Source organism: Asinibacterium sp. OR53 (genome assembly GCF_000515315.1).
GTDB lineage: Bacteria > Bacteroidota > Bacteroidia > Chitinophagales > Chitinophagaceae > Sediminibacterium.
In genome coordinates, this window is record NZ_KI911562.1 from 3,170,623 (window position 1) to 3,184,997 (window position 14,375).

16 protein-coding genes and 1 other RNA gene are annotated in these 14,375 nt (G+C 45.5%); 12 read left to right on the forward strand and 5 right to left on the reverse strand.

What is annotated here, in order from left to right; genetic code table 11:
• Positions 1 to 26: 26 nt before the first annotated feature.
• The 3 genes from SEDOR53_RS0114070 to SEDOR53_RS0114080 are packed head-to-tail and all read left to right on the forward strand — an operon-like array spanning position 27 to position 2,586.
• The gene (locus tag SEDOR53_RS0114070; RefSeq protein ID WP_026770295.1) at positions 27 to 599 is read left to right on the forward strand and encodes an RNA polymerase sigma factor; all 573 of its coding nucleotides are present in this window, start codon (positions 27 to 29) and stop codon (positions 597 to 599) included.
• Positions 592 to 1,695 (forward strand): hypothetical protein, encoded by a 1,104-nt coding sequence (locus SEDOR53_RS0114075; RefSeq protein WP_026770296.1) that lies wholly within the window; start codon positions 592 to 594, stop codon positions 1,693 to 1,695. The genes SEDOR53_RS0114070 and SEDOR53_RS0114075 overlap by 8 nt, the downstream gene beginning before the upstream one ends.
• Positions 1,696 to 1,740: 45 nt before the next feature.
• The gene (locus SEDOR53_RS0114080) at positions 1,741 to 2,586 is read left to right on the forward strand and encodes a DUF2911 domain-containing protein (protein WP_026770297.1); all 846 of its coding nucleotides are present in this window, start codon (positions 1,741 to 1,743) and stop codon (positions 2,584 to 2,586) included.
• 122 nt (positions 2,587 to 2,708) lie between these two features.
• Here the strand turns inward: SEDOR53_RS0114080 and SEDOR53_RS0114090 are convergent, their stop codons facing one another.
• On the reverse strand, positions 2,709 to 3,968 hold the full coding sequence (locus SEDOR53_RS0114090; protein ID WP_026770298.1) for a pyridoxal phosphate-dependent aminotransferase family protein: 1,260 nt from the start codon (positions 3,966 to 3,968) through the stop codon (positions 2,709 to 2,711).
• 195 nt (positions 3,969 to 4,163) lie between these two features.
• Between SEDOR53_RS0114090 and pafA the strand changes: the two genes are divergently transcribed.
• The 4 genes from pafA to SEDOR53_RS19135 are packed head-to-tail and all read left to right on the forward strand — an operon-like array spanning position 4,164 to position 7,003.
• Positions 4,164 to 5,825, forward strand: a complete 1,662-nt coding sequence (gene pafA / locus SEDOR53_RS0114095) for an alkaline phosphatase PafA (RefSeq protein WP_026770299.1) — start codon at positions 4,164 to 4,166, stop codon at positions 5,823 to 5,825.
• 34 nt (positions 5,826 to 5,859) lie between these two features.
• A complete protein-coding gene (locus SEDOR53_RS0114100) occupies positions 5,860 to 6,261 on the forward strand; it encodes a hypothetical protein (RefSeq protein WP_026770300.1) in 402 nt (133 codons plus the stop codon).
• 4 nt (positions 6,262 to 6,265) lie between these two features.
• Entirely contained in the window at positions 6,266 to 6,817 is a 552-nt protein-coding gene (locus SEDOR53_RS0114105) for an inorganic diphosphatase (protein ID WP_157576831.1), read from the forward strand.
• Between the two features lie 33 nt (positions 6,818 to 6,850).
• Positions 6,851 to 7,003, forward strand: a complete 153-nt coding sequence (locus SEDOR53_RS19135; protein WP_157576833.1) for a hypothetical protein — start codon at positions 6,851 to 6,853, stop codon at positions 7,001 to 7,003.
• 63 nt (positions 7,004 to 7,066) lie between these two features.
• On the opposite strand, the gene SEDOR53_RS0114115 is transcribed toward SEDOR53_RS19135, so the two are convergent.
• Together SEDOR53_RS0114115 and SEDOR53_RS0114120 are read right to left on the reverse strand one after the other, a co-directional pair.
• Positions 7,067 to 7,828, reverse strand: coding sequence for a C40 family peptidase (locus tag SEDOR53_RS0114115; protein WP_026770302.1), 762 nt, complete (start codon positions 7,826 to 7,828; stop codon positions 7,067 to 7,069).
• A 20-nt stretch (positions 7,829 to 7,848) separates the two neighbouring features.
• Positions 7,849 to 8,313, reverse strand: coding sequence for a polymer-forming cytoskeletal protein (locus SEDOR53_RS0114120; RefSeq protein WP_026773847.1), 465 nt, complete (start codon positions 8,311 to 8,313; stop codon positions 7,849 to 7,851).
• Positions 8,314 to 8,514: 201 nt separating this feature from the next.
• Between SEDOR53_RS0114120 and SEDOR53_RS18120 the strand changes: the two genes are divergently transcribed.
• The 5 genes from SEDOR53_RS18120 (at position 8,515) to ssrA (ending at position 11,402) form a co-directional block, all read left to right on the forward strand.
• Positions 8,515 to 9,126 (forward strand): polymer-forming cytoskeletal protein, encoded by a 612-nt coding sequence (locus tag SEDOR53_RS18120; protein ID WP_037361356.1) that lies wholly within the window; start codon positions 8,515 to 8,517, stop codon positions 9,124 to 9,126.
• Between the two features lie 121 nt (positions 9,127 to 9,247).
• Positions 9,248 to 9,814: an RNA polymerase sigma factor gene (locus tag SEDOR53_RS0114130; protein ID WP_026770304.1), complete on the forward strand. Its 567-nt coding sequence runs from the start codon at positions 9,248 to 9,250 to the stop codon at positions 9,812 to 9,814.
• Complete coding sequence (locus tag SEDOR53_RS0114135) at positions 9,811 to 10,170, forward strand: hypothetical protein (protein WP_026770305.1); 360 nt, start codon at positions 9,811 to 9,813, stop codon at positions 10,168 to 10,170. Before SEDOR53_RS0114130 ends, SEDOR53_RS0114135 begins: the two co-directional genes overlap by 4 nt.
• A 194-nt stretch (positions 10,171 to 10,364) precedes the next feature.
• The gene (locus SEDOR53_RS18125; RefSeq protein ID WP_026770306.1) at positions 10,365 to 10,949 is read left to right on the forward strand and encodes a hypothetical protein; all 585 of its coding nucleotides are present in this window, start codon (positions 10,365 to 10,367) and stop codon (positions 10,947 to 10,949) included.
• Positions 10,950 to 11,029: 80 nt separating this feature from the next.
• Positions 11,030 to 11,402: a transfer-messenger RNA gene (ssrA, locus tag SEDOR53_RS18780) on the forward strand.
• A gap of 356 nt (positions 11,403 to 11,758) precedes the next feature.
• Here ssrA and rseP read toward each other — a convergent pair.
• Together rseP and SEDOR53_RS0114155 are read right to left on the reverse strand one after the other, a co-directional pair.
• The gene (gene rseP / locus SEDOR53_RS0114150) at positions 11,759 to 13,108 is read right to left on the reverse strand and encodes an RIP metalloprotease RseP (RefSeq protein ID WP_026770308.1); all 1,350 of its coding nucleotides are present in this window, start codon (positions 13,106 to 13,108) and stop codon (positions 11,759 to 11,761) included.
• Positions 13,109 to 13,156: 48 nt separating this feature from the next.
• On the reverse strand, positions 13,157 to 14,314 hold the full coding sequence (locus SEDOR53_RS0114155) for a 1-deoxy-D-xylulose-5-phosphate reductoisomerase (RefSeq protein WP_037361359.1): 1,158 nt from the start codon (positions 14,312 to 14,314) through the stop codon (positions 13,157 to 13,159).
• Positions 14,315 to 14,375: the final 61 nt, after the last annotated feature.

Genomic DNA, 14,375 nt, shown 5'->3' on the forward strand with positions numbered 1-14,375 from the left:
AAAAAAATTATCTTCATTACACTTTCATGGTTCCGTTAAAGCACATAGAGAATACAACGGCCAGTTCAGATGAAGCACTGTTGAAACAGTACCAGTCAACCGGCGATCAGCAACTGCTGGCCGCATTGTATCTCCGTTATACCGACCTGGTATATGGAACCGCGCTCAAATACCTCTCTTCTCCTGATGCGGCCAAAGACGCCGTGATGGATATTTACCAGGAACTCGTTAACAAACTGCAAACACATTCGGTAGACCGGTTCAAAAGCTGGCTGTACGTGGTAACCAAAAACCATTGCCTGATGCAGTTACGTAAGTATAAAAAAGTACCTCCAATTGCATTTCAGCAGGAATTTATGCAATCGGAAGATTTTTCGCATCTGGATGATATACTGGAAAAAGAAAAAGAATTGCAAAAATTGGAAGACTGTATAAAAGCCTTAAACCCGGAGCAGCAAAACAGTATTCAATTATTTTACCTGAAAGGTAAATGCTACAATGAAATTGTAGCCATTACCGGGCATGACTGGAACAAAGTGCGCAGCCTGGTGCAGAACGGCAGGAGAAATTTAAAAAACTGTATGGACAGCCATGAATGAACGGGCACCACATAACAGATCGTATACACTGACAGATATTGAACAATATCTGCAAGGTAGCCTGTCACCCGCCGAAATGCATGCCATAGAAAAAGCTGCATTGCAGGATCCTTTGCTGGCCGATGCCATCGAAGGATACCGGGGATCCAGCATGCATATAGCCAGGATGCATTTGCAGGATATCCAGCAACAATTGCTGCAACAAAAAAACAAGCAGGCAGTTGTAATAAAAGGCGGGTTCGTTGCCAAACGCTGGTGGCGTGCTGCTGCTGTTATCATTGCTTTGGCGGGTATTGGTGGTACAGTATGGTATCTCATGCATTCTTCTGCTGGCAAGCAGGAAATAGCCATCACTACAGCAATACCCAAAAAAACTGCATCAGCTGACACTACTATTACAACAGAAAGAGTTTCCATCGAAACACTGCCGCAACCGGAACCGCCTGGGCCAGCACGAACATCACTCGCAGATAGAAAAAGATTACCAACACATAGCCGGAATGCAGTTGATCAACCTCCTGTTGCTGATGCCAGCGCTTCAACAACCTCTCCTGCGAAACCAGAACCGCCTGTAACCGCGCTTGCCGATATCCAGCCTGACAAAGCCATGAAACATGCTTTCGTTCCGCTGGCAGCAGCGCCTGGTAAAGCAGCTGCTGCCGGTCAGCAACAGCCTATGATGCTGCGCGGACGAGCAACCAAAGATGTCGACTCTTCACGATCGGAGCTTTCTGAAGTAGTAATAGTAGGTGCTGCACGTCAAACACCAAAAGAATCCGCCGGTTATGCAACGCAACGTTCTACAGCGCCGGTCGACAGTCTCAACTTAAGTCCCGATGGAGGGTGGAGCCATTTCAACGAATACTTCGCCGGCAAACTGGGCGCAGACACACATGGCGAAGTAGTGAGTGACCTGTTGCTGGACGAAACTGGTAAAATCAAAGATGTTATCATCATCCGCGCTTTCGATCGCAACCTCGATTCATTTGGCCATGCGATGACCCGTAAAATAAAACAGGCATTACTGGATGGTCCTGTTTGGCTGGCAGGCAATGTAAAAAAGCCCGGCACATTCCGTCTCAACCTGGAATTTTAGTCGCACAAAAATGACTAGGTTTGTTTCCTAAAATCGAGAACGGTTATGAAAAAAATTTTTCTGGCAATGCTTGCTTTTGGCAGCATACAGGTATTCGCGCAACCTATTAAAATGCCTGCGCCCAGTCCGCAACAAAAAATCATCCAGGCTTTTGGCATGGGCACCATTGAACTCACGTATTCACGCCCCAATATCAAAGGCCGTACATTACTACAAGCGAACAGCGACCTGGCACCTTTGGGCAAATTATGGCGCACAGGCGCCAATGCAGCTACCAGGATACACTTTTCGGATAAAGTGACCATCGGTGGCAAAGTGCTCGACTCTGGCTCTTATGTATTGTACACCATTCCCGGAAAAGAATTCTGGGACATCATCATCAACACCGGTGTCAACAACTGGGGTACCGATGGTTATAAAGAAGCGGAAAATGTAGTGCAGTTTACTGTTAAAGCAGAAAAATTTGGCACACCTATGGAGACTTTCACTATGCAGTTTGCCAATATCCAGCCCGAAACCTGCGACTTGCGACTGGTATGGGGAAATACCACCGTACGCATCCCCATCAGCACCAATGTAAAAGAACGCCTGAGGGCACAAATAGATAAAGCCCTGAGTGCCGATCCTGTGAATCCGAATGTTTACCAACCTGCGGCCAATTTTTATTTCGAGTGGGATAAAGACCTGCCCAAAGCGCTCGGATATGCTACCAAAGCCACCGAAGCGAATCCGCAAGGTTACTGGCTCTTCCTCCTGAAAGCCAAAATCCAGAAAGAAATGGGCGATAAGATCGGTGCCAAAGCAAGTGCAGAAAAATGCATCGCATTAGCCACTACCGCTAAAAACGATGAATATGTGAAGTTGGGTGGGGAGTTGATCAAAAAACTCTAAGAAAATTCGACAATTCGGCAATTCGACAATTTGCCAATGAAATCTATCAAAAATAAAAAAAGCCCAAATGGGCTTTTTTTATTTTATGCTAATATTGTCGAATTGCAGAATTATCAAATTGGCTAATTTACTTCTGCCATATCCGGAATCGCTTCCGCTTTATAAGCACCTGCATCCAACTTGGCTTTTGTTTCAGTGAATGCTTTCAGTGTTTCTTCGATATCCGCATCGGTGTGTGCAGCGGTTGGAATCAGGCGATAAATAATATGTCCTTTAGGGATCACAGGATACACTACGATAGAACAGAAGATATGATAGTTCTCGCGCAGGTCCATCACCATGGCAGTAGCTTCTTCTACTCCACCCTTCATATACACAGGTGTAACAGGTGAATCCGTTTTGCCAATATCAAATCCTCTTTCTTTTAAACCACTTTGCAGTTTAAGGGCATTGCTCCACAGTTTGTCTTTCAGCTCGGGCATGGTGCGCAGCATATCCAGGCGCTTGAGATTACCCAGTACAATGGGCATCGGCAAGCTTTTCGCAAAAATCTGTGAGCGGATATTGTAACGGATATAATCGATGATGATCTTGGGTCCCGCCATGAAAGCGCCAATAGATGCCATTGATTTAGCGAAAGTAGAGAAGTAAAGATCAATCTCATCCTGGCACTCCTGCTCTTCACCGGCGCCGGCGCCTGTCTTACCCAGCGTACCGAAACCATGCGCATCATCTACCAGTAAACGGAATTCGTATTTCTTTTTCAGGTCGGCAATTTCTTTGAGCTTACCCTGATCACCCGCCATACCGAATACCCCTTCGGTGATCACGAGTATACCGCCTGTTTTTTGTTTTTCTACCAGTGCCGCAGCGCGCTGCAATTGTTTGTCGAGGTCTTCCACATCGTTGTGCTTATACACATAACGATGGCCGGGATGCAGGCGCAATCCGTCGATGATACAAGCGTGACTTTCTGCGTCGTACACGATCACATCGTGGCGTCCGCAAATGGCATCAATCGCGCTCATGATACCCTGGTAACCGAAGTTCATCAATATCGCATCTTCTTTCCCTTCAAATTCGGCCAGTTCTTTCTCCAGTTGCTCATGGTAATTGCTGTTACCACTCATCATACGCGCACCCATGGGCAATGCCAGACCATACTGAACAGCAGCTTCGGCATCTATCTTACGTACTTCGGGATGATTGGCTAATCCGAGATAATTGTTAAGACTCCAGACAATCATTTCTTTCCCGCGAAACTTCATCCTGCTACCGATTTCACCTTCCAGCTTGGGGAATGCAAAATAACCATGCGCTCTCTCGCGGTGCTGACCAAGGGGGCCGGAATTCTTAACCAGTTTCTCAAAGATGTCTGCCATATTATTAAATTATTACTTTGGTTATAAAATTGCTGCAAAATTAACCTATTAAAGCTTAGTCAGCAAACGGTTTTACAGTTTCGGCCTATTCCCCTGTAGCAATTGCAGGTCTATTTTAACCACCGATTACCGTTTTTAAAGCTCTTCATCGCTTACCTTCACGGCCTGTTAAAAATCTTTTAAAGACGAGCGACCATGAGAAGGACCTTTCTAGCCCCCTTTGCCACCTTATTGATCATTGCCGGAATCGGTAATGCACAAAAAATTACCAACCAAGCGCCTGCAAGAGGCATTGCCCGGCCCAAACTGGTGGTAGGCATTGTAGTAGACCAGATGCGCTGGGATTATCTCTATCGCTTTTATGACCTCTACAAAGCCGGTGGCGGCTTTAAAAGATTGCTGGGTGAAGGTTTTTCCTGCGATAATACCTTCGTTCCCTATTTGCCTACTGTAACAGCCTGCGGACATGCCTGCATTTACACAGGCACCACCCCTGCTATCAACGGCATCACCGGTAACAACTGGTGGGATAATAACCTGCAGCGCAGTGTTTATTGCACAGATGATAAAAACGTATCTACCGTAGGCAGCAATAACGAAAGTGCCGGGCAAATGAGTCCTGCGAACGTATTAACCACTACCATTACTGATGAACTGAGGCTGGCCAGCAATTTCCACAGCAAAGTATGGGGTATCTCCATAAAAGACCGTGGCGCCATCATTCCGGCTGGACATGCTGCCAATGGCGCTTTCTGGTATGATAGCAAGACCGGTAATTTTATCACCAGCACTTATTACAGCAAATCACTGCCGGTATGGATGCAACAGTTCAACCAGCGTAAGTTGGTAGATTCTTTTTATGAAAAGAACTGGACCCTGGCACTCGATAAATCTGTTTATGAACAATATTGCGATAGCGACGAGAACAGCTACGAAGCAAGGCCCTTCGGTGACAATGCGCGCCAGATGCCCTATACCCTGCAATCATACAAGGGAAAAGATTATGGTAAGATAGCCGGCACTCCTTTTGGCAATGACCTTCTGCTGGAACTCGCCAAAGCTACCATCGCCGGCGAACAAATGGGTAAAGGCAATAACACCGATTTCCTGGCGGTTAGTTTTTCTTCTACCGATTATGTGGGACATGCTTTCGGCACCCATTCATGGGAACTGCTCGATACTTATGTACGGCTGGATGAAACATTGGGTAAACTGTTCAGCTATCTCGACAAAACCGTTGGCAAAGACCAGTATACCGTATTCCTCTCTGCCGATCACGCGGCCCCGCATATACCTGCTTTTCTGCAAAAGAACAGGTTATTGTCTGCCTCCTGGGATGATGGTGAGATCAAAAAAGACCTCACCGATTTTTCCAAACAACAATTCAATGGCCTGAACCTGGTGCGTTTCGTTACAGAATACGATGTATACCTGGATCATTCGCTGATGGATTCAGCCAAACTCGATGCATCAAACGTGAAGAAAGCCTTCATACAATACCTGCTGAAAAAAGACCAGGTTTACCAGGTAGTTGATAAACCGCATGCAGCTACTGCAACCGTCCCTGCCAAACTGCGCGAAATGATCATCAATGGTTATAACCCGCAGCGTTCCGGCGACCTGCAGATCATTGGTAAGCCCGGTATTATGGATGGCGGTAAAACAGGTCTCAGTCATGGTGTATGGAATGCTTACGATGCGCATATTCCGCTGGTATGGTACGGATGGGGTATTAAGAAAGGAAGTACCAGCCGGGAAACTTATATGACCGACATCGCCGTAACACTGGCAGCCCTGTTGCACATACAGATACCCAGCGGTTCTATTGGAAAATCAATAGAAGAAGTGATCAAATAAGTCCAGGCCCTACCTTTGCAATGAAATTTTGTTCATGAAAAGGATCCTGGTCCCCACTCTTCTGTTCCTGGCAGCTTGCTCTCCCGTTGCAAAGGAGTATCCTGTTGCCGAAAATTCTTTTGATGCCGGCAGGGAATTCATCGATGCCTGTTTAAAGGGCGATTTTGAGAAAGCCGAATTTTATATGCTGAAAGATTCTGTTAACAGCAGCTATCTTAAGAACATCGAATCCCTATACCGCAAGAACAGCCGGGAAGGCAGGCAGCAATTGCGTGAAGCGTCGATCAATATCCGAGAAGTAGACGACCTGAGCCAGGACAGTTCCATCATCAATTACAACAATTCATTCGATACCACTGCACATAAAGTAAAAGTGATCCGGAAGAACGGACAGTGGCTGGTAGACCTCAAATACACCTATAACCCTAATCTTTGACAGTATGCAGAAAACAACCCAAGTGCAACACCCCTGGCATGGCGTTCCGCCCGGAGACCATGCGCCCCGCATCATAAATGCCATCATAGAAATCCCGCAAGGTTCGAGGTGTAAATACGAGATCGACAAAGAAACAGGACTGCTGAAGCTCGACAGGGTTATCTTTTCTTCTTTCCATTACCCCATCAACTATGGCTTCATACCCCAGTCTTACGGTGGCGATAAAGACCCACTCGATATCCTCGTCATTACCTCACTTCCCGTGCAGCCCCTGACGCTGATGGAAGCCAAAGTAATTGGGGTGATGCAGATGATCGACGGCGGCGACGCAGACGACAAGATCATTGCCGTAGCCAATACCGACCCGGGTGTGAACCACTACAATAATATCGAAGAACTCCCCAAACATTTCTTCGATGAACTGCGTCATTTCTTTGAAGAATATAAAAAACTGGAAAACAAGACCGTGGTGGTGGAGGATTTTGGCGATAAGGCCAAGGCCCTGCTCATCGTGGAAGAGTCCATTTCTTTTTACAAAGAGACTTTTGTTAAATAAACCCCGGCACCTATCTTTGCCAAAATTTATACCATGGAAGCAAAATCTTCAACCGGAAAATATTGGGCCCTTTGTTTTTTGTGGCTCGCTATCCTGATCCTTTTAATGTTCGTTTACCGTCAGTTCTTCTGGCTGGCTTTGCCTGGCACGGCTACTTATTTTGCCAAGGCCCTGGACATCATGTAATCTTATCTTTCCAACTCATTTCATAAAAACTTTGCCCCGGGCTTAAGCCCGGGGCAAAGTTTTTTAATATCTTTTAATGATGCGCAGGCGGTGGGTTCGCTCTCCGGTTTCGGCATTTACAATACCGGCCTGGTCAATCGGGTCAATACGCACCTTGCCCGATGAATGGATGATAGTAGATGCATCAAGCATCAGTCCAACATGCGTGATCCTTCCCTCTTCATTATCGAAGAATGCCAGATCGCCGCAAACAGCTTCCTGTAAAAAGCCAATGACTTCACCCGGTTCTGCCTGCTGGTAAGCATCACGTGGCAGGGGTTTATTAAAAAAGCGGTAGACCTGCTGCACATAGCCACTACAATCGATGCCAAAGACCGACCGGCCTCCCCATAAATAAGGTGTATTCAAAAAAGTAAACGCCACTTGTTTGATCAACGCTTCTGTAAAAGATGCAGTAGCGGCATCCCATGTTTGCCCGGTGTATACAGCATGATAAGATCCCAGTTGCAATGTCCCCTTATCAAACAACGACAAAGGCGTACCCATGGACACCCACATCGTAGCATCATTGATGGTAAGCTTGCTTGCCCATTCTGCAGATAAAAGCAGCCCGCTTTTTTCGGGCAACCGGTCTGTTTGCTGCAACTGGTTTGTCTGGCACCAGCCTTCGTATTGGTCATAGCAGCAGCGTACCCTGGTAAAGTCACCGCTTTGACCCAGTACTTCCGCCTGTTCTCCAAACAGCAATTGACTCACCATTTCGCTGCGGTGGGTTGCTTCCCTTCGCATGGGACTGGCCGCAACCATACAAACAACAAAAACCATTTGCTTTCTTTTCCTGCAAGTTAACTGATGAGGATCAGTTTCTGGGGCAATGAGAAATATTCTTCCTTGATCTTTTCCAGGTTTTCTTTCTTGTTGAATAACTCGTAATACTCATCCACATCAATGGAAGTATTGTCTTTGCTCACATAAACAGGGCCCGATACAGAACTGTTCTCTCCGTTTTCAAACTGGGCAGTGCGGATCACGCCGTTCACCATCGCATCGGGATGCAGCAGGCATTTGCTTTTGCACACCACATTGCCATCGATCAGACCGCCTATCACGATCTCGTGACAAAGGATGTCTCCACTGACAGTAGCTTTTTTATCGATGATGACTTTGTTGGTACAGAAAATGATTCCTTTGAAATCACCTTCTATACGAATAGGCGAAAGGGTTTTGATGATGCCAAAATAGACACCACCCGAGACTACCTGCACCGCAGGCAGCATGTCAGTAGCATTGGTTTTTTTCTGGAATAGCATAGGATAGAACCGGTGGGATTTGTTACCGGGAGGAGAATCAAGGTACAATTTTTACCTCTTTAATCTCATTTTGGAAAAGATTAATCGGCAAAATTCATAAATACATAATAAATACTTATCTTGGGCTACCTCAAAACCAGGTAATTTTCTCTGTTACCAATTGTCATTCAATCATCTGTCATATCCTAAAACCACATTGCTATGAACAAATTCAGGGAACAAATATTACATGATCCCAACTCCAGCTATCAACCTCAATCGGCTGTAGCAGACGACAAGCAACTGTTTATTACCAGGTCCACCAACATTTCAGGTGTGCTTGACTCCGAGAACGACATTACACTCGATGGTAATTTCAGCGGCGTGCTGTACAGCAGAAAGACCATCCACATTACCCCTACCGGTGTTGTAAAAGGCGTGATCATTTGCAACGATATCAAAGTAGAGGGCGAGATGGAAGGATCTGTCTATAGCCTGCGCGTAAACCTGTTCAAAGATTCGGTATTGAAGGGCAATATTCATTGCACCATCATCAATACCGAAATGAACCAGTTTGTAGATGCTAATATCAAGCTGTTGAGCCTGGAAAATTCCATATTTGAAAGCACTTCGCTCGATCTCTTCAACCAGCTCAAAGAGATATTCAACAAAAACAACAAAGACAACAATTACCTGTCTGTCTTCCAGGAAAAACTCGACCAGATCAAACCTTCCACCAAATTCTATCACCAAACCATTTATGTAGCGCCCAGTAGCGAAACCAAGCACAACAATAGTGGTATAGAAGACATCACACCGGAAGAAGGCAACTGATCAATTAAAACGGTAACATAAGATATCATCAAAGCAACACTTCCCGTGTTGCTTTTTTTATGCTGTTGATATGGAATAAAATAAATCGTGCATCTCATGGTAAAATGCTTTAATTTAAAGCGTGAGTCAGGATAAGTACACACATATCAGCGATCAGGAATTACTCGAACGGTTTTACACAGATCATAACAACCAGTGGCTGGGCGTCCTCCTGCAGCGGTACACATTTTTATTGCTGGGTGTGTGTATGAAATACCTCAAAAATGAAGAAGCGGCCAAAGACGCGGTGCAGCAAATATTCCTGAAAGCCATTACCGAACTGGGGAAATACAAAGTGGTATACATCAAAAGCTGGCTCTACATGGTTGCCAGGAATCATTGCCTCATGCAACTGCGCGACCGGAACATTTTCATCCCGGTAGAAGAAAAAAATGAGCTGGCCGCCGAATGGAGCGATAAAGAGGAGATGCTGGCCAAAGAGCAGAGCCTGTCGCTACTGGAATCCAAGTTAAACGAATTGAACGAAGCGCAGAAAACCTGCTTAATTTTGTTTTACCTGCAAAAGAAAAGCTACCAGGAAATTGTAGACGCTACAGGTTATAATTTATTGCAGGTAAAAAGTCATATACAGAACGGCAAACGAAACCTTAAGATATTGGTGGAAAAGAAAATGAACCCACATTCATGAGCGACCTGAAAGATATATGGAGCCCGGAAGGGGATTTGGACAATGAAGCGCTGATGCGTTACCTGCAAGGTAAGGCTTCGGAAGAAGAACGCTATGCTGTTGAAAAACAAATGGCCGGCTCCGATTTTGTCAATGATGCGGTTGAAGGATTGCAGCAGTTCTCCAGCGCGCGGGAAGCGCAACACCTGACCGAACAACTGAACCGGCAATTGCGCAAAGAGACTTCCGCTACCCAATTGAAGAAACGCCGCCGGCGTATCAAAGACCAGCCCTGGACCATCATTGCGATCATAGTGATAGTGGTATTGTGCATCCTTGGATTTATTGTAATACATATGATGATGCATACAGAATAAGCCATGTGATCTAGCCTACATTAACGACTAAGATCCGGAAGCCTGCGGCCATGTTGCCTGCAGGCTTCTTTATTATATGCGAATGTTAAAGAAATTTGAATAATGATGTTTGGGGCAACACCTGATTAAACCAGATGATCTGATTCATGTCTTTCATTTGAAACCAATTAATAAACAAAAAAAATCTAGACCCCATGAAACAGTTATTATTCATCGCCACCATGGTATTGACAGGTTCAACCATCGCTTTGCAAGCACAACCTCACAGGAACGGTTCCGTAGCAAGAATGCACGACATGAACCACGACATGAGAGACATCCGCCACGATCGCAATGATATCCGTCATGATCGTAAAGACATTCATCACGATCAGGCAGACATCAACAAAGACAGGAAAGATGCCAACGCCGATCGCGCAGATATCAACAAAGACCGCAAAGACATCAATGCCGACAACAGGGACATCAATAAAGATAAAGCCCAGTTGAATCAGGAAATCAAAGAGCGTAATGCAGATGCTGCCAAGCACGATTACAAAGACGCTCAGAAAGAGCAAAATGAAATCAATGGCGTTCGTAAAGACCTGCAGCAAGACAGAACAGATCGCAACAAAGACGCCGCTGGTCTCCGTAACGACAGAAAAGATCTGAGCAAAGATGTAACAGACATCAACAAAGACAAGAAAGACATTAACAAGGACAAGCGCGACCTGAAGCGCGATAAAAAAGACCTGCGTAAAGACAAAAAAGACCTCAGTAACGACGCCAATAATTTCTAAATAAAGCAGCATTCTTCAGAAAGCGGCAGCCTGTCAATTTTTACAGGCTGTTGCTTTTTAGTATATTTGTATTTTCGGCCGGGGTCGTATTGGTTTTGACAGCATATGGCGCGGTTGGTGTAAGCATGCAGTGCGTTGGATAATTAGCACTTTAATCTGAATATTCAAACTTCAAATGGCAATACACAGTATGCCATGGCTGCCTAATCAGTGATTAGTTAGTCATTTGGGCCGCCGAACAGGTTGACCTGTTACCAGGTTCCGCCGCCGACTCAAAACAAACACAGGTTGCTGCTGCAACAGGCTGTGCCTGCAGCTTAAGACCATCCAGCTAAGCTTTGAATTGGTTTGTTCATTTCCTGTTCATCGCCTACAATTAATAATGAAATAAGCATGTAGAAAGCCAATGGTGACGATGTTTGGACAGGGGTTCGACTCCCCTCGACTCCACTTCCCTATTTTTTGAAATGGCTAATTCCCAAGGAATTAGCCATTTTTTATCGCTTTCCAGCCCTCTTTTCTATCCTATTTTTTTAATCTATTTTTGCATCAAATGATCTCTGATGAAATCAGGCAAAAACTTCAAAATATCGTTAGAGGAATTAGCCTCGAAAGGACATCCGATCGTTGCACAACGGTCAGAAGTATCCTTATCGAAAGCTTTGGAGCAAGTTCGACTGTTAAAAGAGAATTCGAAAGTAGATCAATCATTAAAGAAAAGCAGGCTAAATTCTTAGCACGCTATTTAACCTAAAAAGCCCCGGAATTGAATATCCGGGGCTTTTCATTTATTTATTCGTTACAACCGGTTATTTAAAAAGCCGCCAGAAGTCAAGCCCCAGCGCGTAAGCCATTAAGCCCATCAACAAAATCATACCTACCATCTGCGCGTATTCCATAAACTTATCGCTCGGCTTTCTGCCGGTGATCATTTCAATTAAAGTGAACAAAGCATGTCCGCCGTCCAGCGCCGGTATGGGCAAGATGTTCATAAAGGCCAGAATGATAGAGAATATGCCCGTAAGCGTCCAGAATTTTTCCCAATCCCATTTACTGGGGAAAGTATTGCCAATACTGATCACACTACCCAATGAATCTTTGGGATCTACTTTGCCGGTGAACATCTGCTTGATGGCCGTAACATAACGGTCGAGCATTTCCCAGCAACGGTTGAAACCAACAGGGATCGATTGCATGAGGCTGTAGTTCTTCGTAACCACACCCAGCAGGTCGTATGGACTCTTAGCCGTAAAACCCAGCTTACCCTTACTGTCCACACGCGCTCTAACAGTTGCAGTGTCAACTCCTCTTAAAACGTTGATTGATACAATAGAGTCTTTATATCCTTGTTTAATCTGGTTGAATTCGTTGTAGTATTCAAATGATCTTCCATTGATCGCCAGCAGCTTGTCACCTTTCTGCAATTGTCCTTTTGAGAACACAGCGTCTTTTGAAACGGAGTCTACAATAGCGGGGAAACGGGGAAACACCATCCCGCTCATTTGTTTGTTCTTGCTGAGTTTTTTGGCGAAATCACCGGGCACATCAATGTTCACTGTTTGTCCGTTGCGTTCTACCTGGATGCTTTTCGCTTCCTTCAATAGGATCTCAGATTCAAGGGTAGCGAAATTATCCAGTGGCTTGTTGTCAACCCCCAGGATATGGTCTCCATCCCGTATGCCGATGCTCCGGGCCAGTGAATCGGTGTACACACCATATTTCATATTCTTAGCCGGCAGGTATTCTTCACCCCAAACCCAGGTAATGCCTATGAAGATCACGATGGCGAGCAATACATTCACCACTACGCCGCCTATCATGATGATCAGACGTTGCCAGGCCGGTTTTGAACGGAACTCCCAGGGTTGCGGTGGTAACTTCATCTGCTCTTTGTCCATACTCTCATCCACCATACCCGATATCTTCACGTACCCTCCAAATGGCACCCATCCGATACCGTATTCGGTTTCTCCTTTTTTCTTTTTCCAGAGGCTGAACCAGGGATTGAAGAAGAGGTAAAATTTTTCAACGCGGCATTTAAACCAGCGCGCCGTAATAAAATGTCCTAACTCGTGTAATGTGACCAGTATGGAGAATGACAAAATGAATTGCGCTGTTTTAACTCCCACGCTACTCCAGTCGATAACTAATAAGCTCATAGAAATCCCCTCAGATTTTTACTTTTAAATTTTACTGTTGATTTTCTCCTACATGTGTATCAGAGACGCAGCGAAGTTACGGGCCTCTCCATCGCTTTCAAAATACTCTTCCAGGGTGGGTTTTTCGATGAATGCAATTTTCTGCATGGTCCTTTCCACCAGTTCGGTCATGTCGAGAAAGCCGATCCGGTTGCGTAAGAAGGCATAAACGGCTATTTCGTTGGCGGCGTTCAGGATGCAGGGCATATTTCCCCCTTTGTTCAAAGCTTCGGTAGCCAGTGTAAGATTACGGAAGGTCTTTACATCAGGTTCTTCGAAAGTGAGGGTATTGGGTTTGCGGAAATCGTACCGCGGAAACTGGTTGGGAATACGCTGTGGGAAAGCAAGGGCGTACTGAATAGGCAGCTTCATATCGGGTAATCCCATTTGCGCTTTGATACTGCCGTCTTCGAACTGCACCAGGCTGTGTACGATGCTTTGCGGATGCACCAGCACCTGTATCTGATCGGGCTGCAGGTTGAACAACCATTTGGCTTCGATCATTTCCAGCCCTTTGTTCATGAGCGTGGCAGAATCGATGGTGATCTTGGCGCCCATGCTCCAGTTAGGGTGCTGCAAAGCATGATCGCGCTTGACATTCACCAGGTAATTGGGTTTTTTGCCCAGGAAGGGACCGCCGCTGGCCGTGAGAACGATTCGTTCAATCTTATTGCGTCCTTCGCCTACCAGGCATTGGAAAATGGCGGAATGCTCGCTGTCCACCGGTATCACTGCAACCCGCTGTTCGGTGGCTTTGCGCATGACGATATCGCCGGCCACCACCAGGGTTTCTTTATTGGCCAGGGCAATGGGCTTGCCTATGGAGATGGCTTTCAGCGTAGGCCTGAGGCCTGCATAACCTACAATACCAGCCAGCATCATATCATAACAATCGAGTGCAGCCACTTCTTCAAGTGATTCCTCGCCAGCAAACACTTTTACATCAGTAGCAGCCAACGCCTCTTTTACTACTTCATACTTTTTCTCATCACCAATGACCACGGCATTGGGATTGAACTGAAGGGCCTGTTTGATGAGCAGGTCGGCATTGGTTTGCGCCGTTAATATCTCGGCAGAAAAAAGATCAGGATTAGCGGCAATGACATCCAATGCCTGTGTACCGATAGAACCTGTTGACCCGAATATGGCAATGCGCTTTTGACTCATTCCAATTGATTATTATACAATTTAAAACTTATTTTTTAATGGCCGATGAGATAGTTGTTAG

Bases quoted from the DNA above. Each gene is read 5' to 3' on its own strand.
- SEDOR53_RS0114070 (WP_026770295.1), top strand. From the start codon at position 27: ATGGTTCCGTTAAAGCACATAGAGAATACAACGGCCAGTTCAGATGAA.
- SEDOR53_RS0114075 (WP_026770296.1), top strand. From the start codon at position 592: ATGAATGAACGGGCACCACATAACAGATCGTATACACTGACAGATATT.
- SEDOR53_RS0114080 (WP_026770297.1), top strand. From the start codon at position 1,741: ATGAAAAAAATTTTTCTGGCAATGCTTGCTTTTGGCAGCATACAGGTA.
- SEDOR53_RS0114090 (WP_026770298.1), bottom strand. From the start codon at position 3,968: ATGGCAGACATCTTTGAGAAACTGGTTAAGAATTCCGGCCCCCTTGGT.
- pafA (WP_026770299.1), top strand. From the start codon at position 4,164: ATGAGAAGGACCTTTCTAGCCCCCTTTGCCACCTTATTGATCATTGCC.
- SEDOR53_RS0114100 (WP_026770300.1), top strand. From the start codon at position 5,860: ATGAAAAGGATCCTGGTCCCCACTCTTCTGTTCCTGGCAGCTTGCTCT.
- SEDOR53_RS0114105 (WP_157576831.1), top strand. From the start codon at position 6,266: ATGCAGAAAACAACCCAAGTGCAACACCCCTGGCATGGCGTTCCGCCC.
- SEDOR53_RS19135 (WP_157576833.1), top strand. From the start codon at position 6,851: ATGGAAGCAAAATCTTCAACCGGAAAATATTGGGCCCTTTGTTTTTTG.
- SEDOR53_RS0114115 (WP_026770302.1), bottom strand. From the start codon at position 7,828: ATGGTTTTTGTTGTTTGTATGGTTGCGGCCAGTCCCATGCGAAGGGAA.
- SEDOR53_RS0114120 (WP_026773847.1), bottom strand. From the start codon at position 8,313: ATGCTATTCCAGAAAAAAACCAATGCTACTGACATGCTGCCTGCGGTG.
- SEDOR53_RS18120 (WP_037361356.1), top strand. From the start codon at position 8,515: ATGAACAAATTCAGGGAACAAATATTACATGATCCCAACTCCAGCTAT.
- SEDOR53_RS0114135 (WP_026770305.1), top strand. From the start codon at position 9,811: ATGAGCGACCTGAAAGATATATGGAGCCCGGAAGGGGATTTGGACAAT.
- SEDOR53_RS18125 (WP_026770306.1), top strand. From the start codon at position 10,365: ATGAAACAGTTATTATTCATCGCCACCATGGTATTGACAGGTTCAACC.
- rseP (WP_026770308.1), bottom strand. From the start codon at position 13,108: ATGAGCTTATTAGTTATCGACTGGAGTAGCGTGGGAGTTAAAACAGCG.
- SEDOR53_RS0114155 (WP_037361359.1), bottom strand. From the start codon at position 14,314: ATGAGTCAAAAGCGCATTGCCATATTCGGGTCAACAGGTTCTATCGGT.